A 26,216-nucleotide genomic window follows, 5' to 3' on the forward strand; every position below is an offset into this window, starting at 1 on the left:
GTCACACGGCCTCCTTGGGGACGAGCACGGCCCGGGACCGGTACTCCTTGAGCCAGTTGGCGAATCCGGCGAGAACGAGGACGAAGAAGATCCCGTAGACGGCCCCGGAGACGACGAGACCGGAGCTGAACGCCAGCGGCACGCCGACCAGGTCCACCGCGACCCAGACGATCCAGAAGTCGACCAGCGCCCGGCCCTGCGCCCAGGTGGCGACCGCGCTGCCGACGAAGATGTAGGCGTCGGCGGCGACGAGGAGGTAGCCCTTGGGCCCCGGCGTGTGCACGCCCCACGACAGCTTGAACACGAAGAACAGCACGCCCACCACGGCGGTTCCCGCGAGCATGGCCGCGACCAGCCAGAGCCGTTCGTAGGAGGTGGCCGGCCGTACGGCCAGCGCCTGGCCTCCGGCGGTGCCGCGCGCCCACTTCCACCAGCCGTAGACCGCCAGCGCCCCGAACATGACCTGCTTGAGCGCGTTCCCGGTGAGCCCCGCGCCGACCGAGGCGATGAGCAGCAGCACCGAGCCGGTCAGCTGCACCGGCCAGGTCCAGATCGACTTGCGGATCGCCAGCACCACGGTGGCCAGCGCGGCCACGTTGCCGACCAGGTCCGTCCAGAGGACCTTGACGTCACCGAACAGGATGAATCCCGCGTCCGCCCAGTTCACGACCGACCTCCCAGACCGTAGGCGCCGACGAGCCTCTCCACGTGCTTGGCGATCACGTCGACCTCCAGGTTGACCGGGTCGCCGGGCCGCTTGGCGCCGAGGGTGGTCAGCTCCAGGGTCGTCGGGATCAGGCTGACCGAGAACGCCTCGCCGTCCACCGCGGTCACGGTGAGGCTGACGCCGTCCACCGCGATGGAGCCCTTCTCGACCACGTAGCGGTTCAGCTCGGCCGGCAGCGAGATCCGCACGACCTCCCAGTGCTCGGCCGGCTCCCGCGAGAGCAGCACGCCGGTGCCGTCCACGTGGCCCTGGACGATGTGACCGCCGAGGCGCTGGTCGGCGCGGACCGCGCGCTCCAGGTTGACCGGGGAGCCGGGGCGCAGCGCGCCGAGGCTGCTGCGCTTCAGGGTCTCCTTCATGACGTCGGCGGTGAACACCTCGCCGTCGGTCTCCACCACGGTCAGGCAGACGCCGTTGACCGCGATCGAGTCACCGTGCCGGGCGTCGGCGGTGACGACCTTGCCCCGGACGGTCAGCCGGGCGGCGTCCGGCAGCGGTTCGACGGAGGATATCTCCCCCAGCTCCTCGATGATTCCGGTGAACATTCTCACTGCTCCTTCACGGGTACCGGCCGGGCGGTCAGACGCAGGTCCGGCCCAACGGGGGTGATGTCCTCGAACTCCAGGCGGCGGGTTCCGGCGATCGTCGCGACGCCCGCCGGGCCGAGCGCGGCGGCGCCCTCGCCCAGCAGCGCCGGGGCGAGGTAGCCGACGACCCGGTCGATCAGGCCCTCCCTCAGGAAGGAACCCGCCAGGACCGGCCCGCCTTCCAGCAGCACGCCGACGATCTGCCGGCGGTGCAGTTCGGCCAGCAGGTCGCGCAGGTCGAGCCCGTACGGCCGCCGCGGCAGCCGTACCACCTCGGCCCGTTTCTCCAGCTCCGCCGCGTCGGCGTCCGGGGCGACCGCGACCAGGGTCGGGGCCCGCCCGTCCAGGACGCGGGCGGAGGGCGGGGTCCGGGCGTCGCTGTCGACGACCACGCGGAGCGGACCCCTCGCGGTGCCCGGACCGGCGCCACCGGGCCCGGGCCCGGGCCCGCCGGGACCGCCGGGCGGGCGGGCGGTGAGGCGGGGGTCGTCGGCCAGGACGGTGCCGACGCCCGCGATGATCGCGTCCGCTTCCGCGCGGAGGCGGTGCACGTCGGCGCGGGCCTCGGGCGAGGTGATCCACTGGCTGGTGCCGTCGGCGGCGGCCGAGCGGCCGTCCAGGGTGGCGGCGTACTTCCAGGTGACGTGAGGCCTGCCGAGCCGGACCGAGGTCAGCCACTCGGCGTTGCCCCGCTCGGCCTCCTCGGCGAGCACGCCGGTCTCGACGGCGACGCCCTCCGCGCGGAGCCGGTCCGCGCCGCCGGCCGCCGCGGGGTTGGGGTCCCGCACCGCCACGACGACGCGGGCGATCCCGGCCCGCAGCAGCGCGGCCGAGCAGGGCCCGGTCCGGCCGGTGTGGTCGCACGGTTCGAGGGTGACGTAGGCGGTGCCGCCGCGGGCCCGTTCCCCCGCCTCCCGGAGCGCGGCCACCTCGGCGTGCGGCCCTCCGGCGTAGGCGTGGAAGCCCTCCCCCGCGATCCGGCCCGAGGCGTCCAGGACGACGCAGCCGACGACGGGGTTCGGACTGGTGGTGCCGCGCCCGCGCGCGGCGAGTTCGACGGCCCTGCGCATGTGCGCGAGATCCACCTCGGGAGCGGGGTGTCCCGAGGACCCGGACTGTCCTGAGGGGCCGGACTGTCCTGAGGACCCGAGCCGTGCTGAAGGTCCGGGACGACCTGAAGGTTCGGGGTGCCCGGCACGCGGTAACGCGCCGTCGCTGGGGGTCGGCTGCCTCAACCCGGGTCTCCTACTCGCCAGTAGCTTCCTGCCACGGCGGGCCCCGGGGACGACGGGCGCGCAGACTCCCGCCTGCGAACCGTCTGCGGAGGGTGCCTCGACGGCACTCTCCGCTCGCGCGCTTCCTCCCATCCGGACTTTAACCGTCGGTCCCGGAATCTCACCGGGTCAACCGGTCGATGGCTTCGACCGGGTCGCGGACTTTAACCGCCGGTTCGGACTTTCACCGACCCCGGAGCACGCTGCTCTCTCTGATCACACGCCCTCCCGGGCGTACTCTCGTACATCAGTGTGCCACGCCCGGCAAACCGGACGGAACCGGCCTCCACCATATGAACCAAGCGAGCGCTTGGTCAATACTCGGGGACCGCCCACCGGCCTGAAGCGCCCGGCGAGCCCGGACTTCTCCCCCGTCCCCCTCAGGACGACTGCGACCCGCCGGCCCTCACGCCGCGTCGCCGACCGGCTCCCCGAGCGCCGCGGCGGCGCTGAGCCGCAGGGCCCGCCGGGCGTCGGGGGCGTACCTGACGGGGGCGGGGACCAGCCCGATCCCGGCGTGCAGGGTCTTCAGGGTGGCCGTCGCCCACAGGTCGCCGACCGGGCTGCCCGGCAGGCCGTACAGTCTGCGGGCCCAGCGCGGCAGGGTGGCGAAGGCCAGCAGGGTGAGCACGGGCATGACCGGCTTGAGCGGGAGCAGGAGCGGCGGGAGCGGCGTGCTGAGCGACTGGCGCAGCGGGTGGGTCGCCTCGGGCACGAACCGCAGGCCGGGACGGCACGCCTCGATGTAGTCCCGCATCTCCCCGACCGAGCCGGGGACGTCCTCGGGCGCCAGTCCGACGACCTCGGCGGCGCGGCGCCACTCGGCCACGAACCGGTCGGCCTCGGCGTCGGTCAGGCGCACTCCGGCGCGGCGGGCGACCGACAGGTAGGAGTCGACCTCGCCGACGTGCACCCAGAGCAGCCCGTCGGGCTCGTCCAGGCGGAAGCGCTGCCCGGTGTCGGGGTCGAGCGCGGTGAGCCTGGAGTGGATCTTCCGGACCCTGGCACCCGCCCGCTCCACCTCGGCGCTGGTGCCGTAGGTGCGCACGCGGACGAACTCGGTGGTGCGCACGAAGCGGTTCCACGCCTCCGCCGGGTCCATCAGCGCGGAGTTCTGCAGCACCCCGCGCATCGTCCTGGGGTGCAGCGCCTGCATCAGCAGCGCCCGGAATCCGCCGACCAGCAGGATCGGCTCCCCCATCACCCGCCACGTCACCGACTCCGGCCCGAACAACCCGTGGTCCCTGTCCATTCGCCACCTCCTCGTAAGTGAGTAATTACCCTACCTCTCCGGCACTCACACCCGGCGGGCGGGGCGGCTCCGGGAGACCGGCAGGACCGTCCCGGGAGGCGACGGAATTCATGTCACAAAATCGCGATGAATCACGGACGCGAACGGGACGAACATGTCATGGAAGCGTCATGGGCGCGTCACGGATCCGTGAAAACCGGTTTCCGGGGGACTCCCATTCTTCCATCGGGTTCCCGAAGGTCAACGAATTTACCGCAACGACCCCATGGAATTCGCACAACGATAAAAATAGCGGCGGCCGTTCCATTGATTGATGCCGGCGGTTTTTGCGATGGTTCCCCCAGATCCCGACCAGCCGTCGCCCCTGGGAGACCGCCCGATGACGATCCCCATGCCCGCCGTGACCGAGCACGGCGGGGCCCCGGCCCCGAAGGCCCCGGAGACGGTGGGCCGCTCCCCGGGCCGGCTGATGTGGCTGAGGTTCCGGCGCGACCGCACCGGAATGGCGTCCGCCGGAATCGTACTTTTCTTCTTTCTGGTCGCGGCGCTCGCACCGGCCATCTCCAGCGTCTACGGAAAGGACCCGTACACGCTCTACGGCCAGGACGCCCCGGGGCTGCTGAACGAGTACGGATATCCGGTCCTGCCCAACGGCGGAATCAGCTCCGAGTTCTGGTTCGGCATCGAGCCGGCGCTGGGCCGGGACGTGTTCATGCAACTCGTCTACGGGATAAGGACCTCGTTGCTGATCGCCGCCGCCGCGACGGTCCTGATCGTGGTGATCGGCATCGTTCTCGGAATCGTCGCCGGCTACGCGGGCGGGAGGACGGACTACACCATCGGCCGCGTGATCGACATCACGCTGTCGTTCCCCGCGACCCTCTTCATCATCGCGTTCATGCCGGTCGTGGAGAACCTCTTCGTCAGCCCGGACGAGGAGACCCCGGTCTGGCTGCGCGCGGTGACACTGGTGATCATGCTGTCGGCCTTCCAGTGGGCCGGCCTGGCCCGGCTCCTGCGCGGCCAGGTCCTCTCCCTGCGCGAGCGCGAGTTCGTCGAGGCCGCCCGGGTCACCGGGGCCTCCCCCGCCCGGATCGTCTTCAAGGAGCTGCTGCCCAACCTCTGGACGCCCATCCTGGTCCAGGCGACGCTCCTGCTCCCCGCCCTGGTGACGGCCGAGACGGCGCTGTCGTTCCTGGGCGTCGGCATGATCGAGCCCATCCCCGACTGGGGCCGCATGTTCCTGCGCGGCACCCAGGTCTACCAGAGCGACATCACCTACCTCATCTTCCCCGGCGCCGCCCTGGTCATCTTCGTGATCGCGTTCAACCTGCTCGGCGACTCGGTCCGGGACGCCTTCGACCCCAAGATCAAGCGCTAGATCCGATAGGAGAGACATGCCAGTCCTCAAGCGGTCGGCCGCGGCCGCGCTCGCCGCCGGCCTGCTCGTGCTCACCGGCGCGTGCGCCGAGGGCAACCAGGGCGCACCCCCCGCCCCCAGCGGCGCGCCCGCCGCCTCCGCGGAACCGTACAAGCCTCCGACGATCACCGTCGGCACGGCCGACGACTCCAAGGGCCCGGCCATCGCGCCCGAGGGCGTCGTCAAGGGCGGCACCGTCACCATGATCGACCGGGACGACTTCGCCCACTTCGACCCCGCGCAGAGCTACGTCAACACCGCGACCAACTTCGGCCTGCTGATCCACCGCGGCCTGACCGGCTACAAACGCGTCGCCAAGGGCGAGTACAAGCTGGTCGGCGACCTGGCCACCGACCCGGGCACCCCGTCCGACGGCGGGAGGACCTGGACCTTCACCCTCAAGGACGGGGTGAAGTGGCAGGACGGCTCGCCGATCACGTCCGAGGACGTGAAGTGGACGATCGAGCGGACGTTCGCGCCGTTCATCACCCAGGGCCCGACCTACATCCAGCAGTGGCTGACCGAGGTCGACCACAAGAAGGCCTACCCGGGCCCCTACGACGGCAAGCGCCTGGACGCCATCGAGACGCCCGACGACAAGACGGTCGTCTTCAGGTTCAAGACGCCGCACGCCGACGCGAACTACGCCTTCGCGATGGGCGGGTACGCCATCGTGCCCAAGGCCAAGGACACCAAGGAGAAGTACGACAAGGAGCCCTTCTCCAGCGGGCCGTACATCATCAAGAGCCACGTCGTCGACAAGTCGATAGACCTGGAGCGCAACCCGAACTGGGACGCCGCGACCGACCCGATCCGCGGCGCCTACCCGGACAGGTGGCGCATGGAGTTCGGCCAGGAGGCCCTGCAGATCACCGACCGCCTCATCGCGGACGCGGGACCGGACCAGACGGCGTTCACCTTCTACGCCAGCGTCCCGCCGGAGCGGCTCCAGCAGGTCCTCAACGACGCCTCCCTGGCCCCGCGCCTGCTGAAGAGCCCCTCGCCGTACGGGAACTACTACTACTTCAACCTCGACCGGGTGAAGGACATCAAGATCCGGCAGGCCGTCAACCACGCCTGGCCGTCCAGGCAGATCCAGCAGGTCTACGGCGGCCCGGCCGCGGCGGCGCTGCCCACCACGATCCTCAACGAGAACACCACCGCCGGTTACGAGCCCTACGACCTGTTCGGCAAGACCGCCAAGCCCGAAGGCGACATCGACAAGGCCAAGGAACTGCTGGCCCAGTCGAGCGACCCCAACCCGACCATCGTCTACGCCTACAACCAGACGCCGCTCCAGGAGCAGATCACCGTCGTGATCAAGAACGCTCTGGAGAAGGCCGGGATCAAGGTGGTGGCCAAGCCCCTGGACCGCAAGACCTACTACGACTCCATCGGCCTGGTGAAGAACGAGTTCGACCTGTACTGGGGCGGCTGGGGCGCCGACTGGCCGTCGGGCTCCACGGTCCTGCCGGTCATCTTCGGGCCCGTCGGCGACGGCGCCCCGAACTACGCGCACCTGAAGGACCCGGCGCTCACCGAGGAGATGGAGAAGATCGCGGCGATGCCCGACCTCGACGCGGCGAACGCCGCGTGGATGGCCCTGGACAAGAAGATCCAGGAGACGATCACCCCCCTGGTCGTCGCCGAGAACCGGATCGCCAACACCCTCCACGGCTCCAAGGTGGGCGGCGCGGAGATCGACCCGCAGTTCTGGATCGTGTCGCCGAACACCATCTTCGTCAAACAGTGACCACGCCCCGGGGCGCCGCGGCGGCACGGCCGCGGCGCCCCGGGCCACAGCGGTCCCCGCCACTCCCCCGGGAAGCAGCCGATGCTCCGTTTCCTCACCCGCCGCGCCATCGGCGCCGTGCTCACCCTGGTGATCATCGCCGCCGTCACGTTCTTCCTCTTCTTCGCCGTCCCCGCCGACCCGGCCCGGCTCGCCTGCGGCAAGGCCTGCCCGCCGGAGCTTCTGGAGCAGGCTCGGCACAACCTGGGCCTGGACCAGCCGCTGTTCGCCCAGTTCACCGCCTGGCTGACAGGGATCTTCGCCGGGCGTGACTACGCCGGGCTGGGACACTGCCCGGCGCCCTGCCTCGGCTACTCCTTCGTCAACCGGGCCCCGGTCCTCGAGACGATCCTGGACCGGCTGCCGGTCACCGTCTCCCTCACCATCGGCGCGGCGGTCATCTTCCTGCTGTTCGGTGTCGCCACCGGCATCGTCGCGGCGCTGAACCAGGGCCGGCCGCTGGACAAGATCACCAGTGTCTCGTCGCTGGTCGGCAGTTCCCTGCAGATCTACTTCGTCGGCACGCTCGCCCTCTACTTCCTGGTCTACGAGAACCAGATCCTGGCCAGGCCGCAGTACCTTCCCTTCACCGAGGACCCGCTCGCCTGGGCCGCCGGGCTGACGCTGCCCTGGGTCGTGCTGTCGATCATCTTCACCGCCGGCTACACCCGGATGACCCGCTCGACGATGGTGGAGCAGCTCGGCGAGGACTACGTGCGCACCGCGCGGGCCAAGGGCATGAAGGCGCGGAGCGTGACGCTGCGCTTCGCGCTGCGCGGCACCCTGACGACCGTCATCACCATCTTCGGCGTGGACCTCGGCGCCCTCATCGGCGGCGCCATCATCACCGAGACCACCTTCGGCCTGCAGGGACTCGGGCGGCTGTCCATCAACGCCGTCACCGACTCCGACCTGCCGGTCCTGATGGCCACGGTGCTCGTGGCGGCCGGGGCGATCATCGTGTTCAACATCGTCGTGGACGCCCTGTACGCCTTCATCGACCCCCGAGTACGGCTGAACTAGGAGCCCCGTGTCAACCCCGTTCCTCTCGGTCCAGGACCTGACCGTCGACTTCCACACCGAGGACGGTGTCGTCCACGCGGTGGACGGGCTCTCCTTCGGCGTGGAGAAGGGCACCACGCTGGGCGTCGTCGGCGAGTCCGGCTCGGGCAAGTCGGTGACCGCCCTGGCCGTCCTCGGCCTGCACAGCCCCGAGACCGCCAAGATGAGCGGCGGGATCCTCCTGGACGGCCGGGAACTGATCGGCGCCCCCCGCTCCGTCATGGAGCGCATCCGCGGCAACAAGGCGGCGATGATCTTCCAGGACCCGCTGACCTCGCTCTCGCCGTACCACACGATCGGCAGGCAGATCGGCGAGGTCTTCCGCAGGCACACCGGTGCGAGCCGGGCCGCCGCCAGGGACCGCGCGATCGAGATGCTCACCCGCGTCGGCATCCCGCAGCCGAAGCTCCGGGTGGACGACTATCCCCACCAGTTCTCCGGCGGCATGCGGCAGCGCGCGATGATCGCGATGGCCCTGGTCTGCGACCCCGACCTGCTCATCGCCGACGAGCCGACCACCGCGCTCGACGTGACCGTGCAGGCGCAGATCCTCGACCTGCTCCGGGACCTGCAGGAGCAGACCGGGACCGCGATCATCCTGATCACCCACGACCTGGGCGTGGTCGCGAACACCGCGCACGAGGTGCTGGTGATGTACGCCGGGCGGGCGGTGGAGCGCGGCACCGTCCGGGAGGTCCTCGGCGAGCCGCACCATCCCTACACCTGGGGTCTGCTGGCCTCCATGCCCCGGCTGAGCACCCCGGTGGACGCGCCGCTCCGGCCGGTGCGCGGCACCCCGCCGAGCCTCATCAACGTGCCGTCCGGCTGCCCGTTCCACCCCCGGTGCGACTATCCGGCGCTGGCCGGTCCCGAGCTGTGCCGTACCGAACGGCCCGAGCTGTCGCCGCGCCACGGCCACGGCGACGCGTGCCACCTGACCCTCGCCCAGAAACAGGAGATCGTCCGTTGAAGGAGACCGGGCCCACGACGGGGACGGCGGCCGAGCCGCTGCTGGAGCTGTCCGGGCTGGAGAAGCACTTCCCGATCATGAGCGGCCTCGTCTTCAAGCGGCAGGTCGGCCGGGTGCACGCGGTCGACGGCATCGACCTGGCCGTGTACCCGGGAGAGACCCTCGGGCTGGTCGGCGAGTCCGGATGCGGCAAGTCCACCACCGGGCGCCTGGTCGCGCGGCTGCTGGAGCCCACCGGGGGCACCGTCCGGTACGGCGGGCGCGACATCACCCACGCGAGCCGCAGGGAGCTCCGCCCGATCCGCGCCGAGATCCAGATGATCTTCCAGGACCCGTACTCGTCGCTCAACCCCCGGCACACCGTGGGCGGCATCATCCGCGGTCCGATGGAGATCAACGGCATCGATCCGCCGGAGGGACGGGAGCGGCGGGTCCGGGAGCTGCTGGAGATCGTCGGGCTCAATCCGGAGCACTACAACCGCTTCCCGCACGAGTTCTCCGGCGGCCAGCGCCAGCGCATCGGCGTCGCCCGCGCGCTCGCCCTCAACCCGAGGCTGATCGTCGCCGACGAGCCGGTGTCCGCGCTGGACGTCTCCATCCAGGCCCAGGTCGTCAACCTGCTGCGGGAGCTCCAGCGGGAGCTGGGCATCGCCTTCCTGTTCATCGCCCACGACCTGGCGGTGGTCCGGCACTTCTCCCAGCGGGTCGCGGTCATGTACCTCGGCAAGATCGTCGAGATCGCCGGCCGGGACTCGCTCTACGAGCGTCCCCGCCATCCCTACACCCACGCGCTGCTGTCGGCCGTCCCGGAGGCCGAGCCGGAGGGCCGGGCCCGCGAGCGCATCCGCCTCGCCGGGGACGTGCCCTCCCCGATCGACCCGCCGTCCGGCTGCCGGTTCCGTACCCGCTGCTGGAAGGCGCAGGAGAAGTGCGCGAGCGAGGAGCCGCCGCTGGTCCGGCTGGAGGGCAGCCCGGAGGGTCACCTGACCGCGTGCCACTTCCCGGAGGCGCCGACCGTCCACGGCCGGGACGTGGTGCTGGACCCGGCGCTGGCGTAGGTCCGCCACGCCGGGCACGAGAAGCCGCCGCCGCGCCGGGAACGCCCCCGCCCACCGGGAGCGTCCGTCCGGGCAGCTCAGGCCTTGGCGGCCAGTTCCCGCAGGTCGTCCACCGCGCGGGCGGGGTCGTCGGCGCCGTAGACCGCGTTGCCCGCGACGAAGACGTCGGCCCCGGCCTCGGCGCAGCGCTCGATGGTCTCGGCCGCGACGCCGCCGTCCACCTGGAGCCAGATCTGGCCGCCGTGCCGCTCGATGAGCGCCCGGGCCCGGCGGATCTTGGGCAGGACCACGTCGAGGAACTTCTGGCCGCCGAAGCCGGGCTCGACGGTCATCAGCAGCATCATGTCGATCTCGCCGAGCAGGTCCTCGTACGGCTCGACGGGGGTGGCCGGGTTCAGCGCGAACCCGGCGCGCGCCCCGGCGGCGCGGATCTGCCGAAGCGTGCGGACGGGGGCCCTGGCCGCCTCGGCGTGGATGGTCACGCTCCCGGCCCCCGCCTCGGCGTAGGCCGGCGCCCAGCGGTCCGGGTCCTCGATCATGAGGTGGCAGTCCAGCGGCAGGGATGTGGCCTTGAGCAGGGACTCCACGACTGGCAGGCCGAGCGTCAAGTTGGGCACGAAGTGGTTGTCCATGACGTCGACGTGCAGCCAGTCGGCGTTGGACACCGCCGCGGCCGCCTCGGCGAGGCGGGCGAAGTCGGCGGACAGGATGCTGGGCGAGATCTGTACGGCCATGATGCCCGAGTCTATTGGCGGCCCTCTCACCCTCTCCCACCACCCTTGCCCGGGACCCGCCCGGTCGTCGCGGACACCGACCGGCGCCGGGTTGCCCGGAGCGGAGGAGGATGTTAAATACTGATTAGCACTCTCACATAGAGAGTGCTAACAGCCAACCGAATGGACCATCGCCGCGGACACGGAGGAGACATGGCGGGCTATCTGCCGAGGAGACTGCGGGGACACCGATCCGCACACGCCTGAGGCGATAGCCGTACGCACCGTCCCGAGCTCTCCGGCGGAGTCCGGGACGCCTTCTGTTCGCAGCTTCCATTCGCGGGTTTCTTCGCTCGCAGGGGTCGACTCATCCGCGGGGGGCAGAGTTCGTCATGCGGTCAGTTCTCGGTTTCCTCGGTCGTGACATGGCAGTGGACCTGGGCACGGCCAACACGCTTGTCTACGTCCGCGATCGCGGCATCGTGCTGGACGAGCCGTCGGTGGTGGCGCTCAACACCAGGACCGGCAAGATCGCCGCAGTGGGGAGTGATGCGAAGCAGATGATCGGCCGGACCCCCGGTCACATCGTCGCCATCCGCCCGCTCGCCGACGGCGTCATTACCGACCTGGAGGTGGCCGAGCAGATGCTGCGGTACTTCATCAGGAAAGTGCACCGCCGCCGCTACCTCACCCAGCCCCGCCTGGTGGTCGCCGTGCCCAGCGGGATCACCGGCGTCGAGCAGCGCGCGGTCAAGGAGGCGGGATACCAGGCGGGTGCCAGGAGCGTCTACATCATCGAGGAGCCCATGGCCGCGGCCATCGGCGCCGGGCTGCCGGTGAACGAGGCCAGCGGAAGCATGGTGGTCGACATCGGCGGCGGCACCACGGAGGTCGCCGTGATCTCGCTGGGCGGGATCGTGACGGCGCATTCGCTGCGGATCGGCGGTGACGAGCTCGACCAGGCGATCATCGCGCATGTCAAGAAGGAGCACGCGTTGCTGCTCGGGTCGCGGACCGCCGAGGAGGTCAAGATTGCCATCGGCTCGGCCTGCCTGCCCGAGCAGGAGAGCCACTTCCCGATCAGGGGCCGTGACCTGGTCACCGGCCTGCCCAAGTCGGTCGACGTCTCCGATCGGGAGATCCACGAGGCGATCGACGAGCCGCTGCACATGATCGTCGACTCGGTCCAGGCCACCCTCGACGAGTGCCCGCCCGAACTCGCCGGCGACCTGGTGAAGAACGGCATCACGCTCACCGGCGGCGGCGCCCTGCTCCGCGGCCTGGACCGGCGACTCGCCGAGGCCACCGGCATGCCCATCACGGTGGCGGACAATCCACTCCACTCGGTGGCGCTGGGCTCGGGCCGGTGCGTGGAGGACTTCGACCACCTCCAGGGCGTCCTGGTTCCCGAACCCCGGCACTAGAGGAGGGGCGATGCGAGTCATCCGCCGTCATCGCCTCGTCCTCGCGCTGGCGGTGACCGCCTCGGCCGTGCTGATCACCTTGGACGTCCGCGACGGCACGACCGCGCTGCGCGAGTGGGCCGCCTCCGTGGCCGGGCCGGTGCAACGCCTCGTGGCCGCGATCGGCCGGGCCCCCGCCGGCGGAGAGCAGCGGGTACGGCTGGCCGCCGCACGATGGACCGCGCAGGCGATGGACGGAAGGAACCGCCGGGCGGAGCCCATCCGGACGGCCCCGCCGCGGCGACCCGTCGCGACGGGCCAGGTCATCGCGTTCGGCGCGCACGGCGACACCGTGGCCGTCGACGTGGGCACCCGGGACGGCGTGCACTCCGGCCAGATGGTGGTCAACGCCGACGGCCTGGTGGGCCTGGTGATCGAGGCCGGTCACTCGGTGTCCACCGTACGGCTGGCCGCCGATCCCGCCTCCAGCGTGGGCGTGCGCGTGGCCGGGTCCCGCGAGATCGGCATCGTCACCGGCCAGGGGGTGCGTAACGGACTGCTCCGCCTCCGGCTGCTCGCGGCGGACGCCGAGTTGCGCGCCGGGCAGCGCGTGGAGACCCTCGGTTCGGCCAAGGCGGGGCCGTACCTGCCCGGAGTCCCGGTCGGCACGGTCGTCCGGGTGGAAGCCGGCGCGGACCCGCTCGTCACGACCGCCCTGGTGCGGCCGGCGGTCAGGTTCACCGCCCTCGACGTGGTCGGCGTGACACTCGGGGGCGGCCGTGCGGATTAGCCCCGCCCTCACCGCCCTGGCCGCGCCCGTGCTGCAGGTGACCGTGGTGGAACGGCTCCCCCTGCCCGAAGGGACCGCACCCGACGTGGTCCTGGCCGCGGTCGTCCTGGTGGCCGTCGTCTGCGGCCCGATACCGGGCGTGCTCGCCGGCTTCACCGCCGGCCTGGCCACGGACCTCGTGCCGCCCGCCGACGGGGTGGCCGGCCGGTCGGCGCTCGTGCTCTGCGCGGTCGGCTACGCCTGCGGGCTGCCGGGGCGGCTGCCCGCCCCCGCCGTACTCGCCCTGGGCGTGACGGGCGGTTCGCTCGCCTCCGTCGCGGCGGACGCGCTGCTGCGCGACCCGCGCACGGTGCCCGAGGCGGCCGAGCTGCCGCTCGCCCTGCCCTCCACCCTGCTGATCAGCTCCCTCGTCTGGCTCGGCGTCACCCGGTGGCGCGCGGGCGCGGCGGCCCGGAGGATCCCCGATGCGTTCCCGTCTCGTCTTGGTGCACCTGCTCGTGACCTCTCTGTTCTGCGTGCTGCTCGGCCGCCTGTGGCAGGTGCAGCTCCTCGACGGCGACCGCTACACCCGCGCCGCCTCGGCGGACCACGTGCGCCACGTGGTCGTCCCGGCCGTGCGTGGGCGCATCGTCGATGACCGCGGTCGGCCCCTGGTGCGCAATCGCACCGCGATGACCGTGTCCGTCGACCGGAACGTCCTGGCCGGCCGGCCCGACGGCGGCCGGGAGGTGCTGGGACGGCTGGCCGCCCTGCTCGGAGTGAGCCGGAGCGAGATCGGCGACAGGATCCGGCTGTGTGGCGAGAGGCCGGTCACGCCGTGCTGGGCGGGGTCGCCGTACCAGCCGATCCCGGTGGCCGAAGCGGTCGACGAGCGGCTGGCGCTCCAGGTCGTGGAGCGGTCCGCCGAGTTCCCCGGCGTGATCGCCGAGCTCCGGCCGGTCAGGGACTACCCGCACGGTGACCTGGCCGCTCACCTCCTGGGTTACCTGGCGCCGGACGGCCGGTCGCCCGGCGGTACCGCGCCGGTCGGCCGGGACGGGCTCGAGGCCGCGTACGAGGCGGAGCTGCGCGGCACACCCGGCAGCCGCCGGATCGTCGTCGACAGCGGGGGGCGGGTCCTGCGCACGCTGCACGAGCAGCCGGCCGTCCCCGGCGCCACGCTCGTCACCAGCATCGACACCGGGATCCAGCGCGCCGCGGAGCGGGCGCTCAAACGCGCGGCCGCCGGCGCCAGAGCGCGCGGCCTCGCCGCGGACTCCGGGGCCGCGGTGGTGCTGGAGGCGCGCACCGGCCGTGTCGTCGCGCTGGCCGGCCTGCCCGGCTACGACCCGTCGGTGTGGGTGGGCGGCATCGACCCCGGCGACTACGCGCGGCTGACCCGTGAGGACCGGGGCAGCCCGCTGCTGTCCCGGGCGATCCAGGGACAGTGGGCGCCCGGGTCCACCTGGAAGGTCGTCTCCACCGCCGCCGCCGTCGGCGCCGGTTACCCCCTCCGCGGGGCCTACGACTGCCCGGGCTCCTACCGGGTGGGCGACCGGGACTTCCGCAACTACCGCGGCGCCGACCACGGCCGGATCGATCTGCACCGGGCGCTGGCGGTCTCCTGTGACACGATCTTCTACCGCTTCGCCGACGAGCTGTGGCGCGACGACCCCCGCGACCACTCGATGCAGCGCATGGCCCGCGCCTTCGGCTTCGGCCGGGAGACCGGCGTCGACCTGCCCGGCGAGGCCGCCGGCTGGGTGCCGGGCGGGCCCTGGGCGCGCCCCGGTGACGCCGCCAACTTCGCCATCGGCCAGGGCGACGTGCTGGTCACCCCGCTGCAGATGGCCCGGGCGTACGCGGCGCTGGCCAACGGGGGCACCCTGTTCAGTCCCCGGGTCGGCAAGCGGATCGTGGGCGCCGACGGCCGCGTCCTGCGCGAGGTGACCCCCCCGGTCGTCGGCCGTCTCCCCGTCGGCCGCACGACTCTGGCCTACATCCGCAGGGCGCTCGCCGAGGTGCCGAAATCGGGTACGGCCTCCGCCGCCTTCGCCGGTTTCCCGCTCGACAAGAGACCCATCGCAGGCAAGACCGGCACGGCGGAGGTCTTCGGCAGGCAGGACACCTCCTGGTTCGCCTCGTTCGACGACCGCTACGCGGTGGTCGTCGTGGTCTCGCAGGGCGGCAACGGCGGCGATACCGCCGCCCCGGCCGCGCGGGAGATCTGGTCCGCCATCCACCGGCTGGAGCGGCGATGAGAGACCGCCTGCGTGTCCTGGACTGGCGGATCTGCCTGCCGGCGACCGCCCTGTGCGTGGTGGGCGTGCTGCTGGTGTGGTCCTCGACCCGGGCGATGCCGCCGGAGGGGTCCCACACGCACCTCTGGCGCCAGATCGCCTACAGCGGCGCCGGACTGGCGCTGATGACCATCCTGGCCGGCGCCGACCGCTGGTCGCTGCGGGCCTGGGGCCCGCCCGCCTATCTGACCGGCTGCCTCGGCCTGGCGGCCGTCCTCAGCCCTCTCGGTGTGACGGTCAACGGGTCGAGGTCCTGGCTGAACCTCGGCGTGCTCCAGTTCCAGCCGTCGGAACTGGCCAAGCCGGCGCTGGTGCTCGCCCTGGCGGCCCTGCTCGGCGCGGCGCCCGACGGGGAACGGCGCCGCCGCGCCTCCGGGCTGCCGGCCGCCCTCGCCGTGGCCGGCGTCCCGCTCGGGCTCGTCATGCTCCAGCCCGACCTCGGAACCGCCCTGATCCTGGCCGCCACCACCCTGAGCATGATCGTTATCGCCGGTACGCCGGGGCGCTCGATCGGTCTCCTCGCGGGAGGCGCGCTCGGCGCCGCGGCCCTCGCCTGGTGGCTGGACCTGCTCAAGCCCCATCAGGTGCAGCGGCTGCTGGTCTTCGCCGACCCGGCGGCCGACCCACAGGGCGCGGGATACAACGCGATCCAGGCCCTGGAGACGATCGGCTCCGGCGGACTGCTCGGGCGCGGGCTCTTCCACGGCGACCAGACCGGTGGACGCTTCGTACCGGAACAGCACACCGACTTCATCTACACCGTCGCCGGTGAGGAACTGGGCTTCGCCGGGGCGGCTGTCGTCCTGGTGCTGCTGTGGAGCATCCTCTGGCGCGGCCTGCGCATCGCCGCGCAGGCGGCCACGCCGTACGACCGGCTGGTGGCCGGCGGGATCGTGTGCTGGCTCGCCACCCAGGCGACGATCAACATCGGCATGGTGCTCGGCCTCGCACCGATCATCGGGGTCCCGCTCCCGCTGGTGTCCTACGGAGGGTCGTCCGTCGTGAGCTGCCTGGCCGCCGCGGGAATCCTGATGTCGGTGCGCGGTGAGCACCGCGCCGCACCCCGGACGCATGTCATATGGAGCTGAGCGCCAGCGGAGACCTCGTCGGCAGCACGTCTGAAGAATCCATGCCCAGGGGTCCTTCGCGGAGGCGGCCGGACCCGGGCTGATCGATGGATCACCACCGGCTCGCGCATACCATGCGACGGTGGAGTTTTTGGAACCGGAGGTGTGGCGGGCCCGGGCGGAGGCCCATCGGCGACGGGTCGAGACGTGGACGGCACCGCACCTGGCGCGCAGGGAACGGGGGGAGACCCATCCCGTCGAGGACTTTCTGTTCACCTACTACGGGCACCGGCCGGCGCAGCTGCGGAAGTGGCATCCGGGCGCCGGGGTGGTGTTGAAGGGGGCCCGCGACTTCGGCCGCGACTACCTCGACACCCCCGATGGAGCCATCCTCGACACCGCGGCGCTGATGGGCAGGCGCAGGCCATCCGTCGAGTGGATCGCGCGGCTGCTGGCCGCCACCGCGGCGCGGCCGGCGTATCTGGGCTGTTTCGGCCTGCACGAGTGGGCGATGGTCTACAAGACCGCGGAGGTACGGCACGGCGCCTGGCCGCTGCGGCTCAGCGGGGAGGAGATCGCCGGGGTCGTGGAGGAGAGAGGCGTGCGGTGCAGCCATTTCGACGCGTTCCGCTTCTTCACCACCGAGGCGCGTCCGCTCAACGTGCTGCAGCCGACCCGGGAGCGGCAGGGAGAGCTGGAGCAGCCAGGCTGCCTGCACGCCAACATGGACCTGTACAAGTGGGCGTACAAACTGTCACCGCTGGTGAGCGGTGAGCTGGTGGCCGACTGCTTCGTCCTGGCCCGCGACATCCGCGCCGTGGACATGCGGGCCAGCCCGTACGACCTGAGCGCACTCGGCTACCGGCCGATCCGGATCGAGACCCCCGAGGGGCGGGCCGAATACGCCGCCGAGCAGCGGGGCTTCGCCGAGCGGGCGCGGACGCAGCGGCAGCGGCTGCTCGACGCCTGCGCGCGGGTGCTCGCCGACGCCCCCGCCTCCGGCGACGGGTCCCGCCCGGCTCTCGCACCACGCTGAGCACCCCGGAGCCCGGCCCGTCCTCCTGGAGCGCTCAGTAGCGGAGGTCCGCCAGGACGCCGTAGTGGTCCGAGGGGATGACCCCGGCGATCTCGGTGGTGCCGATGACCTCGCAGTGCAGGGGGTGCCCCGCGCCGCCGGGCTTGGGCCAGACGGACAGGATGTAGTCGAACCGGCGCTCGGGAAAGAGCGCCGGGGCGGCCCAGGGGTTCCGGCGGGACCAGGTGATCCCGGCGCCGCCGTCCCCCGCGACGGCCCAGGCGTCGTAGGCGAAGAACTTCTCGGCGGCGGGGCGGGTCAGGCCGGTGAGCATGCGCATCTCGTCGCTCTCCGCAGGCGCGTTGAAGTCGCCGCAGATCACAGCAGGTGTCGAGCCCCGGCCGGTCTCGGTGACGAAGGCCGCGAGATCGCGTACCGCATCCTGGCGGATCACGCTGTCATAGGGCCGGAAAGAGCCGAGGATCACGCTGAACAGGTGCAGCGGCCCGCGCGGCCCGTCGATCTCGGCGAACAGGACGGCTCCGCCGCTCGTACCGTGCTCCGGAGCGAGCCCCCGCCGCTCGTGCCGGGTGATCGGCCAGCGGGACAACACCGCGCAGGGCGTGGAGGCGTCCCAGTGGTCGCCGCCGAACCCGATCACGTGGTGGCGGCCCAGTTCGCCGGCGAGGCCGGCGACGCCCTCGGACCAGGACTCCTGCAGCGCGACCACGTCGGGATCCGCCTGCCGCAGGACCGAGCCGATCGCCTTCCAGCGCTGTTCCCACGGGCCGTGCCGGCCCCAGACGTTCCACGTCACCACCCGGAGGCTGGTGTCGATGAGGGGACCGTACGGCTGCGCCCAATCGATCTCCATGAACGGATTCTTCATGATCTGGAACTGACCGTACAGGGAGGCCCCGGCGCTTTCTGAAACCACGGCCCGCCGGGCGGCTGAGGCAGCGGGGAAAGACAAGACTGCTCTTTCCCCGCGTTCCCTTCTAGATTTCCCGGCACAGTCACCGAGGAGGGCGCATTGACGGAGTTGTGGGCACGGGGCGCGTGGGATCTGGCGGAAATGATCCGCGGCGGGGAGGTCTCGCGCCGGGAGGTCGTCGAGGCGCATCTCCGGCGGATCGACGAGGTGAACTCCCGGGTGAACGCCGTCACGGTCACGCTGCGGGAGGAGTCGCTCGCCGCGGCGGACGCGGCCGACACGGCATACGCGCGCGGCGGGACGACCGGCCCGCTGTGCGGTGTGCCGATGACGGTCAAGGAGAACATCGACGTCGCGGGGTCGGCCACGACGCAGGGGATCGTCGCCCTGCGGGAGGCGACGGCCGCCGCCGACGCGCCCTTCGTCGCCGAGCTGCGCGCGGCGGGCGCGATCCCGATCGGCCGGACGAACATGCCCGAGTTCGGCATGCGCTGGCACACCGACAACGCGCTGCGCGGCGCGACGGTCAATCCCTGGTCCGCCGGTCACACGCCGGGCGCGTCCAGCGGCGGGGAGGCCGCCGCGGTGGCGACGGGGATGTCCCCGCTCGGCATCGGGAACGACGCCGCGGGCTCGCTGCGCTGGCCCGCCCAGTGCTGCGGCGTCAGCGCGCTGAAGACCTCGCTGGGCAGGGTGGCGCAGGCCGGGGAGCGGGCGGGACCGGTCCCCTTCGCCTTCCAGCTGTTCGCCGTCCACGGCCCCGTCGCCCGGCACGTCCGGGACCTGCGCCTGGCCTTCCACCACATGTGCGGACGGCCCGGCGGGGATCCGTGGCACGCCCCGGTGCCCCTGAACGGCCCGCCCGTACCGGCGCCGGTACGGGTCCGGGTCGTGACCGACGTCGGCGGGACCGGCATGGCCCCGCAGGTCGCGGACGCGCTGCGGCGCGCGGCGGGGATCCTGGCCGACGCGGGTTACCTCGTCGAGGAGGGGGAGGCCCCGGCCCTCACCCGTTCGAGCGAGGTCTACACGCAGATCATGTCGGCCTACGGCCGCGTGCACCGGGATCAGCCCCCTGTCGAGACCATCGCCTCCCCCGGGTTCGTGCGCTTCTGGGAGCTCTACGAGCCGGTCTGGGCACGGGCCGCCGGAGCGGAGGCGTTCGACCCGATGATGGAGCGGGCGTCCATCGCGCGGCTGTGGAGCGTGTGGATGAGCCACGCGCCGCTGGTGCTCGCACCGGTCCGCACGCGTCCGGCCTTCCCCGTCGGGTCGGACCTCGATCCCCGATGGCTGGAGGACTGGCCGGACACCATGCGCATGGTCGTGGCGGTCAATCTCCTCGGCCTGCCCGCGGTCGCCGTACCCGTCGGGCTGGACGGTGCCCTGCCGCAGGCCGTTCAGGTCATCGGCCCGAGGTTCCGCGAGGACCTGTGCCTGGACGCCGCCGAGACGCTGGAGGCGGCGGCCGGGACGCCGACGCCGATCGACCCGCGCTGATCGCCGTCCCGGACAGGGCGACCGGCGAACGGCGATGGAACGGCGATGGAACCGCGCCGGCGGGCGGACCGGCGGGCCGGGCGGGGCGGAGGCTGCCGCGCCGCAGGCAAGAGGGTTCGGTCAGCGGCGGCGGATCAGGGCGAGGAACATGGCGTCGGTGCCGTGGCGGTGCGGCCAGAACTGGGCGTACGGGCCGTCGCCCAGGCCTTCGACCTCGGGGAGGTAGGCGCGGGCGTCGAGGACCTCGGTGTCGTCGCGGTCCCGGAGGAGGTCGCCGACCACGGTGACGGTCTCGGCCAGGTGCGGTGAGCAGGTCACGTAGGCCACGACCCCACCGGGGCGGGCGGCGTCGAGTGCGGATCTCAGCAGTGCGCGCTGGAGCCCGCCCAGTTCGGGGAGGCTCCGGGGGTCGCGGCGCCAGCGGGATTCGGGGCGGCGGCGCAGCGCGCCCAGGCCGGTGCAGGGGGCGTCCACCATGACCCGGTCGAAGGCTCCGGGCCGCCAGGCGGGGACCGTGCCGTCGGCGGTGACGACCCCGGCCTTCCGGGTGGTCTGCCAGACCAGGCGGGCGCGGTGGTGCTGCAGCTCGGCGGCGAGGAGACGGGCCCCTCCGGGGAAGGACACCGGACGGTCGGACGCCTCCGGGGACTCCGGGGACTCCGGGGACTCCGGGGAAGAGATCCCGGCGGGGGCGGCCGTGTCGCCGTGGGTGGCCAGGGCGTCCAGGAGGCCCGCCTTGCCGCCCGGACCGGCGCACATGTCGAGCCAGCGGGTGTCTCCGCCGGTCAACGGGACGCGGGTGAGAGCGAGCGCGACGAGCTGGCTGGCCTCGTCCTGGACGGCGGCGCGGGACTCGGCCACGGCTGGGATCGTTCCGGGGTCGCCCTCGGGCAGGTAGGCCGCGTAGCGGGAGAACTCGGCGGGCTGGGCGCCGGAGGCGAGCAGTTCCTCCGCCGAGGCCCGGCCGGGCCGGGCGACCAGGGTCACCCGGGGCCGTTCGTTGTCGGCGGCCAGCAGCGCGGCCGTCTCCTCGAAGTCCCCGCCGACGGCGTCGCGGAGCGCGGTGACGATCCATCGGGGGTGGCTGTGCGCCACGGCCAGGTGGCCGATCGGGTCGTCGGCCGGGTCCGGGGCCACGATCGGGATCCACTGCTCCAGGGATCGGGTCGCGACCTTGCGGAGCACCGCGTTGGCGTACTTGGACGGGCCCACGCCCACCCGGAGGCGGGCCAGGTCGACGGTCGTGCCGACGGCGGCGTGCGGGGGGATGCGGGTCTTGAGCAGCTGGTGCGCGCCGAGGCGGACGACGTCCAGCAGCGGCGGGTCGAGGTCCTCGGGGGCCCGGTCGCTGCAGGCTGCGATGATCTCGTCGTAGGTGCCCAGACCGCGCAGGGTGCCGTAGGCCAGCTCGGTGGCCAGGCCCGCGTCACGCCCGGACAGGCCGCGCTCGCGCAGCAGCACCGGCATCAGCAGGTTGGCGTAGGCGTCCCGCTCGTCCACGGCGCGCAGCAGGTCGTAGGCGGTGTTGCGGGCCTCGTCGTAGACCGGCCTGGACGGCCCCCGCCCGCGGCCCCGGCCCTGCCCGCCGGACGCGCCCTGCTTCCGGCCGTTCCCCGCGGCCCCCCGGCGCTCGCCGGAACCGCCTGCGCCCTGGCCACGGCCGCCGGAACCGCCGCCCGGACGGCCTCCGGCACCGCGACCTCCGCCGCGCGGAGCGGCTCCGCCGTTCCCCCGATCACCCATGATCCGTCAGACCAGCCGATCCTCGCCGGTGGGCCGCACGCCGCGGGCCCACTCCCCCGCACTCATCAGGCGCTTGCCCTGCGGCTGCACCTCGCCCAGCTCGACCGGGCAGGTGGCCGTGCCGGCCAGGACGGAGTTCTTCGACACCGCCATCTCGCCGGGGGCGAGGGCGGGGGCGTCGGGGGCGGGCCGTACCGGGCCGAGCTTGACGCGCTGGCCGCGGAACTCGGTCCACGCGCCCGGGGCGGGCGTGCAGGCGCGGATCAGGCGGTCCACCCGCATCGCGGGCGCGGACCAGTCGACCCGGGCGTCCTCGACGTTGATCTTCGGCGCGTGGCTCACCCCGTCGGCGGGCTGCGGCCGGGCCTCCAGGGTGCCGTCCTCGATGCCGTCCAGGGTCGCCGCCAGCAACCCGGCGCCCGACTCGGCCAGCCGGGCGAGCAGCTCGCCGCTGGTGTCGGTGGCGCGGATCTCCTCGGTGACCATGCCGTAGACGGGGCCGGCGTCGAGTTCCCTGACGATCTGGAAGGTGGTCGCGCCGGTGATCTCGTCGCCGTGCAGTACGGCGTGCTGCACGGGGGCCGCGCCCCGCCACGCGGGCAGCAGCGAGAAGTGCAGGTTGATCCAGCCGTGACGCGGGACGTCCAGCGCCGTCTGCGGCAGCAGGGCGCCGTAGGCCACCACCGGGCAGGCGTCCGGACCGATCTCCTTCAGCCGCTCCAGGAAGGCGGGGTCGCCCGCCTTCACCGGCCTGAGCACCTCGATGCCCGCCTCCTCGGCCAGCTCGGCGACCGGGCTCGGGTGGACCTTGCGCCCCCGGCCCGACGGGGCGTCCGGGCGGGTGACGACGGCGAGGACCTCGTGGCGCGGCGCGTCGAGCAGCGCGCGCAACGAGGGCAGGGCGGTGTCCGGGGTTCCGGCGAAGACCAGGCGCACGGTTCCTACAGAGCCTTCCCGTGGGTGGCGTGCGGGGAGAACTTGACGACCGGCGCGGCCAGGCCGCTCCACTCGGCCTGACGGATCTCCTTCATCGCGAGCTTGCGCTGCTGGGCGTCCATCCGGTCGATGAACAGCACGCCGTCCAGGTGGTCGGTCTCGTGCTGGAAGCAGCGGGCCATGAGGTCGGTGCCCTCCAGGGTGACGGGCTCGCCGTGCATGTTGAAGCCCTTGGCCACCGCGCGGACCGCCCGGGGCGTGGGGTAGGTCAGGCCGGGGAAGGACAGGCAGCCCTCCTCGCCCTCCTCGTCCATCTCGTCGGACAGGTCGAGGTTCGGGTTGATCAGGTGCCCGAGCTGGTCGTCCACGTGGTAGGTGAAGACCCGCAGGCCGACCCCGATCTGGGGCGCGGCCAGGCCCGCCCCGGGGGCGTCCAGCATGGTGTCGGTCAGGTCCTTGACGAGCTTGCGCAGCTCCTTGTCGAAGTCCGTGACCGGCTCGGCCGGGGTGCGCAGCACCGGGTCGCCGAAGAGACGGATTGACTGAATGGCCAACAGGGCTCCTTCCCGAGGGTCATCCCAGTCTACGGGCCCGGCCGGAGCGGGCCTTCATGGCCGCCTTCCGCGCGGCCTTGGCCACGGCGGCGTCGCTGTGGTGGGCGCCGAGCATGTCGAGCACCGCGATCCGGTCGGGATGGTCGACCACGGCCATCTCCTCGACCATGCGGACCAGGTCCTCGCCCGGTTCGATCGCGCCGAACTCGCCCATCCCGTCGGGGGCCTTGCCGAGGTGGATCAGTGAGGCCAGCGTGTCGACCGCGAGCCAGGTGTTGTCGGCGGGGGTGAGCGCCGGGGCGGGCAGGTCCCGGATGTGCAGCCAGGAGGCGGCGTAGCGCCACATGACGGGCTCGGCGAGCGCCTCCCGGAAGGGGGCCTCGGCCTCCGGTCCCAGCTCCTCCAGGATCGTGCCCACGGTGCCGCGCTGGCCGGCCGTGCCGGACGAAGCGATCTTGATCAGGTCGCGGGCGGCGGTCTCGGCGCTGCGGGACTCCAGCCACACGGTGACGGCGCTGGGCGGGACGGAACCCGCGACCATCGCCTCGACCAGCTCGGCCGCGCCGAAGTCCGCGAAGACGGCGACCTCGGCGCCGGTGGGCGCGTCGTGCCCCTCCCGCATCAGGTCCCGGCGGACGGCCCACACGCCCAGCGGGGTCAGCCGGTGCCAGCCCGCCGCCGCCGGTTCGACCAGCCCGCAGTAGCCGAGCAGCGCGAGCGCGGCGTCCAGCTCGGCGGGGAGGGAGGCGGTCAGCTCCCGCATCTGCGCCGGACGGGCCTCGCAGGCCACCTCGTGCGACTGGAGGATGCCCTTGACCAGGGTAGCGTGGGAGAGCCCCTCGTTCACGGCGTACATCGTCGCGAGCATCTCGGCGAGGTGCTCGTCCACCACCGCGGACCCGGTCAGGCTCTCGTCGGCGCGGTCCAGGACGTCCATGACCACGCCGTCCCAGAACTCCAGGAGCACCGTGGCGGGCAGTCCGGCGGAGAGGCTCAGCGGTCCGGGCGCGGCGACGCCCCGGGAGATCCGCACCATGCCGGTGTTGACCGCGACGACCCAGAGCAGGTGGAGCCGGTCCGGTCCGGAGAGCCCCAGCTCGGAGGCGGCCAGGGCGGGGTCGGGCAGCAGGCACTCGGGGGTCACCTCGCGGGTGCCGGTCCACGCCACCAGCCGCTGGACGTCGGCCACCAGGGGGACCCGGAGCACGGCGCGGGCGAGATCGGCGTCGGGCGCCAGGTCGACCGGGGGGAAGCTCAGCGTCTCGCTGTCGCAGCCGGGGCAGCCGCAGTCCGCACCACCGGTGACGACCTCGTCGAGCACGGCCGCGCGCGCCTCGGGCGGCGCGGTTCCCAACTCGTCGACCAGCCTCCGCAGCGCACCGAGATCGAAGACGTTGCCGGTGTTCCCGCTCTTTGCCACCCGTGAAACTTACTCCACAGGAGCCCCGCAGATGTACGGCTCAGCCGATGGCGCGCGAACGTGCCTTGAATGCTGCTTTCCGTGCTGCTTTGGCCACGCTCTGATCCGGCAGGGACCGTCCGAGAAGCTCCAGGACCTCGACCACGTCCGGGTGGTCCACCCGCCACATCTCCTCGATCATGTGCGCGGGAGGGCCGGAGGCCGCCATGTTCTCGCCGAACGCCTCCGGGTCCTCCCCGGCGGCCGGCAGGGCCAGGGCGAGCATGTCCACGCTCATCCAGAGCACCTCGTCCTCGGTGAGGCTGGGGGCGGCCAGTCCCCGGGCGGACAGCCAGTGGATGGCGTGCGGGCGCAGCTCGGCCTCTCCCAGGACGGCGCGGACCGCCTCCTCCGCCTCGGGGCCGAGCCGGTCCACGATCGTCACCGCGACGCCCCGGGCGACCGCGGGCGCGCCCGAGACCGCTCCGAGGAGCTCGGAGGCGGCCGCGACGGGGGCCCGGCGGCTCAGCCAGTTCTCGATGTCGGCCTCGGCCGCCTCCAGCGGCACTCCGGACAGCAGCCCCTCGATCAGCGTGGCCGCGTCGGCGCCGGCCAGGTCGGCGGCCTCGGGGGCGTCCAGGCCCAGTCTGAGGAAGAGCTCGCGCAGTCCCCAGACCGCCAGGGAGGTCAGCGCCAGCGCGTCGTCCCGGCGCTCGACCAGCCCGCAGCGGACCAGCCGCCGCACGGCCTCGTCGAGGTCGAGGTCCTCCTCCTCGGCGAGCAGGCCGATCTCCTCCAGGTACTCCGTGACGAGGTCGATCGAGAGCGGCGCCTGCAGCCGGTAGAGCATGTCGCACAGGCCGTACAGCTCCCCGTCGAAGACCTCCCAGCCGGTGACCGCGCCGCCGGTGCCCCCCTCGACGAGGAACTCCACCGCCTCGGCCCAGACCTGGAGCGGGTCGCGCTCCTCGGCGTCGAAGGCGGCCCCGCCCTCCAGCGCGACCAGGCCGGTCCGCACCGCCAGCTCCCACAGCAGCGCCGGGTCGGGGACGGCGAGCTGGGTGGCCGCCTCGGCGGCGTCGCGGGCGCGCAGGCGGCCTCTGACGGTGGGGGTACGGCCGCCGGCCAGCATCCACTGGACCAGGCGGCGGGCGTCGGTCATCAGGGGCACCCGGAGGACGGCCTCGGCGAGCACCTCGCGGGGCGCCAGCCGTACCGGGGGCAGGGGGGTGCAGCCGGGGCAGCCGCAGGGCTCGTGGGCGGACTCGCCCACCGGCACCGGCGGATCCCCCTCCAGCGCGTCGGCGCCCATCGCGCTGAACAGGCTCTTGGCCATGCCGAACCGGGTGGTGTCGGCCAGGGCGACCGGCATCTCGGGCTCGGCCCGGTCGATGGTGGCGCGCATGCGCACGGCCATCTTGCCGCCGATCTCCTCGGTGGAGAGAAGGAAGTCGACGAGGGTCCGGGCTGCGGCGATCGTCTCGGACGCGCTTTCCGGAGGCGCGATGACCTTGCGAGGATAGATGTCGAGCAGCAGTTCCTCGAAAGTGTCCGCGGTGAAATCACCCAGGTGACCGACGCCCAGGTAATCGCTCGCGTAGTCGCAGAGCAGCCGGATCTCGTCCACGTCGACGTGCAGGTCGTTCGCCCGTCCCCACGCACGCAGATCGTCTATGGCCCGATTCACCCATTCGATCGACACAGGGAGAAATTAACGGCTTACTGTCAGCACCGCGAATCG

General features: G+C 72.6%; 23 protein-coding genes and 1 riboswitch. Of the genes, 12 read left to right on the plus strand and 11 right to left on the minus strand.

The features are described from left to right. Position 1: 1 nt before the first annotated feature. From IEZ08_RS05530 to IEZ08_RS05545, 4 genes are all read right to left on the minus strand, one after another. Positions 2-667 carry a nicotinamide mononucleotide transporter family protein gene (locus IEZ08_RS05530; protein WP_068922672.1) on the minus strand — a complete coding sequence of 222 codons (666 nt, stop codon included), beginning with the start codon at positions 665-667 and terminating at the stop codon, positions 2-4. Further along, the gene (locus tag IEZ08_RS05535; protein WP_068922671.1) at positions 664-1,272 is read right to left on the minus strand and encodes a riboflavin synthase; all 609 of its coding nucleotides are present in this window, start codon (positions 1,270-1,272) and stop codon (positions 664-666) included. Before IEZ08_RS05535 ends, IEZ08_RS05530 begins: the two co-directional genes overlap by 4 nt. 2 nt (positions 1,273-1,274) lie before the next feature. Then, a complete protein-coding gene (gene ribD, locus IEZ08_RS05540; protein ID WP_229802937.1) occupies positions 1,275-2,399 on the minus strand; it encodes a bifunctional diaminohydroxyphosphoribosylaminopyrimidine deaminase/5-amino-6-(5-phosphoribosylamino)uracil reductase RibD in 1,125 nt (374 codons plus the stop codon). Positions 2,400-2,663: 264 nt separating this feature from the next. Beyond that, positions 2,664-2,794: riboswitch (FMN riboswitch) on the minus strand. 200 nt (positions 2,795-2,994) lie between these two features. After that, entirely contained in the window at positions 2,995-3,840 is an 846-nt protein-coding gene (locus IEZ08_RS05545; protein ID WP_068922669.1) for an oxygenase MpaB family protein, read from the minus strand. Positions 3,841-4,219: 379 nt separating this feature from the next. On the opposite strand from IEZ08_RS05545, the gene IEZ08_RS05550 reads away from it, so the two are divergent. The 5 genes from IEZ08_RS05550 to IEZ08_RS05570 all read left to right on the plus strand — a co-directional run bounded on the left by IEZ08_RS05550 (position 4,220) and on the right by IEZ08_RS05570 (position 10,142). Continuing rightward, positions 4,220-5,221, plus strand: coding sequence for an ABC transporter permease (locus IEZ08_RS05550; RefSeq protein ID WP_203863229.1), 1,002 nt, complete (start codon positions 4,220-4,222; stop codon positions 5,219-5,221). A 16-nt stretch (positions 5,222-5,237) separates the two neighbouring features. Further along, positions 5,238-7,013, plus strand: a complete 1,776-nt coding sequence (locus IEZ08_RS05555) for an ABC transporter substrate-binding protein (protein ID WP_068922668.1) — start codon at positions 5,238-5,240, stop codon at positions 7,011-7,013. Between the two features lie 81 nt (positions 7,014-7,094). Further along, a complete protein-coding gene (locus IEZ08_RS05560; RefSeq protein WP_068922667.1) occupies positions 7,095-8,075 on the plus strand; it encodes an ABC transporter permease in 981 nt (326 codons plus the stop codon). A gap of 7 nt (positions 8,076-8,082) precedes the next feature. Continuing rightward, positions 8,083-9,084: an ABC transporter ATP-binding protein gene (locus tag IEZ08_RS05565; protein ID WP_068922666.1), complete on the plus strand. Its 1,002-nt coding sequence runs from the start codon at positions 8,083-8,085 to the stop codon at positions 9,082-9,084. Positions 9,085-9,161: 77 nt separating this feature from the next. Further along, positions 9,162-10,142 carry an ABC transporter ATP-binding protein gene (locus tag IEZ08_RS05570; protein WP_141704371.1) on the plus strand — a complete coding sequence of 327 codons (981 nt, stop codon included), beginning with the start codon at positions 9,162-9,164 and terminating at the stop codon, positions 10,140-10,142. A gap of 77 nt (positions 10,143-10,219) precedes the next feature. On the opposite strand, the gene rpe is transcribed toward IEZ08_RS05570, so the two are convergent. After that, the gene (gene rpe / locus IEZ08_RS05575) at positions 10,220-10,876 is read right to left on the minus strand and encodes a ribulose-phosphate 3-epimerase (protein WP_068922664.1); all 657 of its coding nucleotides are present in this window, start codon (positions 10,874-10,876) and stop codon (positions 10,220-10,222) included. Between the two features lie 371 nt (positions 10,877-11,247). On the opposite strand from rpe, the gene IEZ08_RS05580 reads away from it, so the two are divergent. From IEZ08_RS05580 to IEZ08_RS05600, 6 genes are all read left to right on the plus strand, one after another. Next, the gene (locus IEZ08_RS05580) at positions 11,248-12,279 is read left to right on the plus strand and encodes a rod shape-determining protein (RefSeq protein WP_068922663.1); all 1,032 of its coding nucleotides are present in this window, start codon (positions 11,248-11,250) and stop codon (positions 12,277-12,279) included. Positions 12,280-12,289: 10 nt separating this feature from the next. Then, the gene (gene mreC / locus IEZ08_RS05585) at positions 12,290-13,048 is read left to right on the plus strand and encodes a rod shape-determining protein MreC (protein WP_068922662.1); all 759 of its coding nucleotides are present in this window, start codon (positions 12,290-12,292) and stop codon (positions 13,046-13,048) included. Beyond that, positions 13,038-13,685, plus strand: coding sequence for a rod shape-determining protein MreD (locus tag IEZ08_RS39355; RefSeq protein ID WP_229802938.1), 648 nt, complete (start codon positions 13,038-13,040; stop codon positions 13,683-13,685). The genes mreC and IEZ08_RS39355 overlap by 11 nt, the downstream gene beginning before the upstream one ends. After that, the gene (mrdA, locus tag IEZ08_RS05590; protein ID WP_229802950.1) at positions 13,567-15,288 is read left to right on the plus strand and encodes a penicillin-binding protein 2; all 1,722 of its coding nucleotides are present in this window, start codon (positions 13,567-13,569) and stop codon (positions 15,286-15,288) included. Before IEZ08_RS39355 ends, mrdA begins: the two co-directional genes overlap by 119 nt. Then, entirely contained in the window at positions 15,285-16,415 is a 1,131-nt protein-coding gene (gene rodA / locus IEZ08_RS05595; RefSeq protein ID WP_189241783.1) for a rod shape-determining protein RodA, read from the plus strand. The genes mrdA and rodA overlap by 4 nt, the downstream gene beginning before the upstream one ends. Before the next feature lie 121 nt (positions 16,416-16,536). After that, positions 16,537-17,430, plus strand: a complete 894-nt coding sequence (locus IEZ08_RS05600; protein ID WP_068922658.1) for a 3-methyladenine DNA glycosylase — start codon at positions 16,537-16,539, stop codon at positions 17,428-17,430. 34 nt (positions 17,431-17,464) lie between these two features. Here the strand turns inward: IEZ08_RS05600 and IEZ08_RS05605 are convergent, their stop codons facing one another. Then, positions 17,465-18,283, minus strand: a complete 819-nt coding sequence (locus IEZ08_RS05605) for an endonuclease/exonuclease/phosphatase family protein (RefSeq protein WP_068922657.1) — start codon at positions 18,281-18,283, stop codon at positions 17,465-17,467. 159 nt (positions 18,284-18,442) lie between these two features. On the opposite strand from IEZ08_RS05605, the gene IEZ08_RS05610 reads away from it, so the two are divergent. Next, positions 18,443-19,843, plus strand: a complete 1,401-nt coding sequence (locus IEZ08_RS05610) for an amidase (RefSeq protein WP_068922656.1) — start codon at positions 18,443-18,445, stop codon at positions 19,841-19,843. A 120-nt stretch (positions 19,844-19,963) separates the two neighbouring features. Here IEZ08_RS05610 and IEZ08_RS05615 read toward each other — a convergent pair whose 3' ends face one another. Genes IEZ08_RS05615 through IEZ08_RS05635 form a run of 5 tightly spaced genes read right to left on the minus strand, consistent with a single transcriptional unit; the run spans position 19,964 to position 26,177 of the window. Next, a complete protein-coding gene (locus tag IEZ08_RS05615) occupies positions 19,964-21,586 on the minus strand; it encodes an RsmB/NOP family class I SAM-dependent RNA methyltransferase (RefSeq protein WP_189241784.1) in 1,623 nt (540 codons plus the stop codon). A gap of 6 nt (positions 21,587-21,592) precedes the next feature. Then, positions 21,593-22,522 carry a methionyl-tRNA formyltransferase gene (gene fmt, locus IEZ08_RS05620; RefSeq protein ID WP_189241785.1) on the minus strand — a complete coding sequence of 310 codons (930 nt, stop codon included), beginning with the start codon at positions 22,520-22,522 and terminating at the stop codon, positions 21,593-21,595. 5 nt (positions 22,523-22,527) lie between these two features. Beyond that, positions 22,528-23,076: a peptide deformylase gene (gene def / locus IEZ08_RS05625; protein WP_068922653.1), complete on the minus strand. Its 549-nt coding sequence runs from the start codon at positions 23,074-23,076 to the stop codon at positions 22,528-22,530. A 19-nt stretch (positions 23,077-23,095) separates the two neighbouring features. Next, positions 23,096-24,496, minus strand: coding sequence for a hypothetical protein (locus IEZ08_RS05630; protein WP_068922652.1), 1,401 nt, complete (start codon positions 24,494-24,496; stop codon positions 23,096-23,098). A 40-nt stretch (positions 24,497-24,536) separates the two neighbouring features. Then, positions 24,537-26,177: a hypothetical protein gene (locus IEZ08_RS05635; protein ID WP_229802939.1), complete on the minus strand. Its 1,641-nt coding sequence runs from the start codon at positions 26,175-26,177 to the stop codon at positions 24,537-24,539. Positions 26,178-26,216: the final 39 nt, after the last annotated feature.

This window comes from Planobispora rosea (genome assembly GCF_014648175.1).
GTDB lineage: Bacteria > Actinomycetota > Actinomycetes > Streptosporangiales > Streptosporangiaceae > Planobispora > Planobispora rosea.

Bases quoted from the DNA above. Each gene is read 5' to 3' on its own strand.
- IEZ08_RS05535 (WP_068922671.1), bottom strand. From the start codon at position 1,272: ATGTTCACCGGAATCATCGAGGAGCTGGGGGAGATATCCTCCGTCGAA.
- IEZ08_RS05545 (WP_068922669.1), bottom strand. From the start codon at position 3,840: ATGGACAGGGACCACGGGTTGTTCGGGCCGGAGTCGGTGACGTGGCGG.
- IEZ08_RS05550 (WP_203863229.1), top strand. From the start codon at position 4,220: ATGACGATCCCCATGCCCGCCGTGACCGAGCACGGCGGGGCCCCGGCC.
- IEZ08_RS05555 (WP_068922668.1), top strand. From the start codon at position 5,238: ATGCCAGTCCTCAAGCGGTCGGCCGCGGCCGCGCTCGCCGCCGGCCTG.
- IEZ08_RS05560 (WP_068922667.1), top strand. From the start codon at position 7,095: ATGCTCCGTTTCCTCACCCGCCGCGCCATCGGCGCCGTGCTCACCCTG.
- IEZ08_RS05570 (WP_141704371.1), top strand. From the start codon at position 9,162: ATGAGCGGCCTCGTCTTCAAGCGGCAGGTCGGCCGGGTGCACGCGGTC.
- rpe (WP_068922664.1), bottom strand. From the start codon at position 10,876: ATGGCCGTACAGATCTCGCCCAGCATCCTGTCCGCCGACTTCGCCCGC.
- IEZ08_RS05580 (WP_068922663.1), top strand. From the start codon at position 11,248: ATGCGGTCAGTTCTCGGTTTCCTCGGTCGTGACATGGCAGTGGACCTG.
- mreC (WP_068922662.1), top strand. From the start codon at position 12,290: ATGCGAGTCATCCGCCGTCATCGCCTCGTCCTCGCGCTGGCGGTGACC.
- rodA (WP_189241783.1), top strand. From the start codon at position 15,285: ATGAGAGACCGCCTGCGTGTCCTGGACTGGCGGATCTGCCTGCCGGCG.
- IEZ08_RS05605 (WP_068922657.1), bottom strand. From the start codon at position 18,283: ATGGAGATCGATTGGGCGCAGCCGTACGGTCCCCTCATCGACACCAGC.
- IEZ08_RS05615 (WP_189241784.1), bottom strand. From the start codon at position 21,586: ATGGGTGATCGGGGGAACGGCGGAGCCGCTCCGCGCGGCGGAGGTCGC.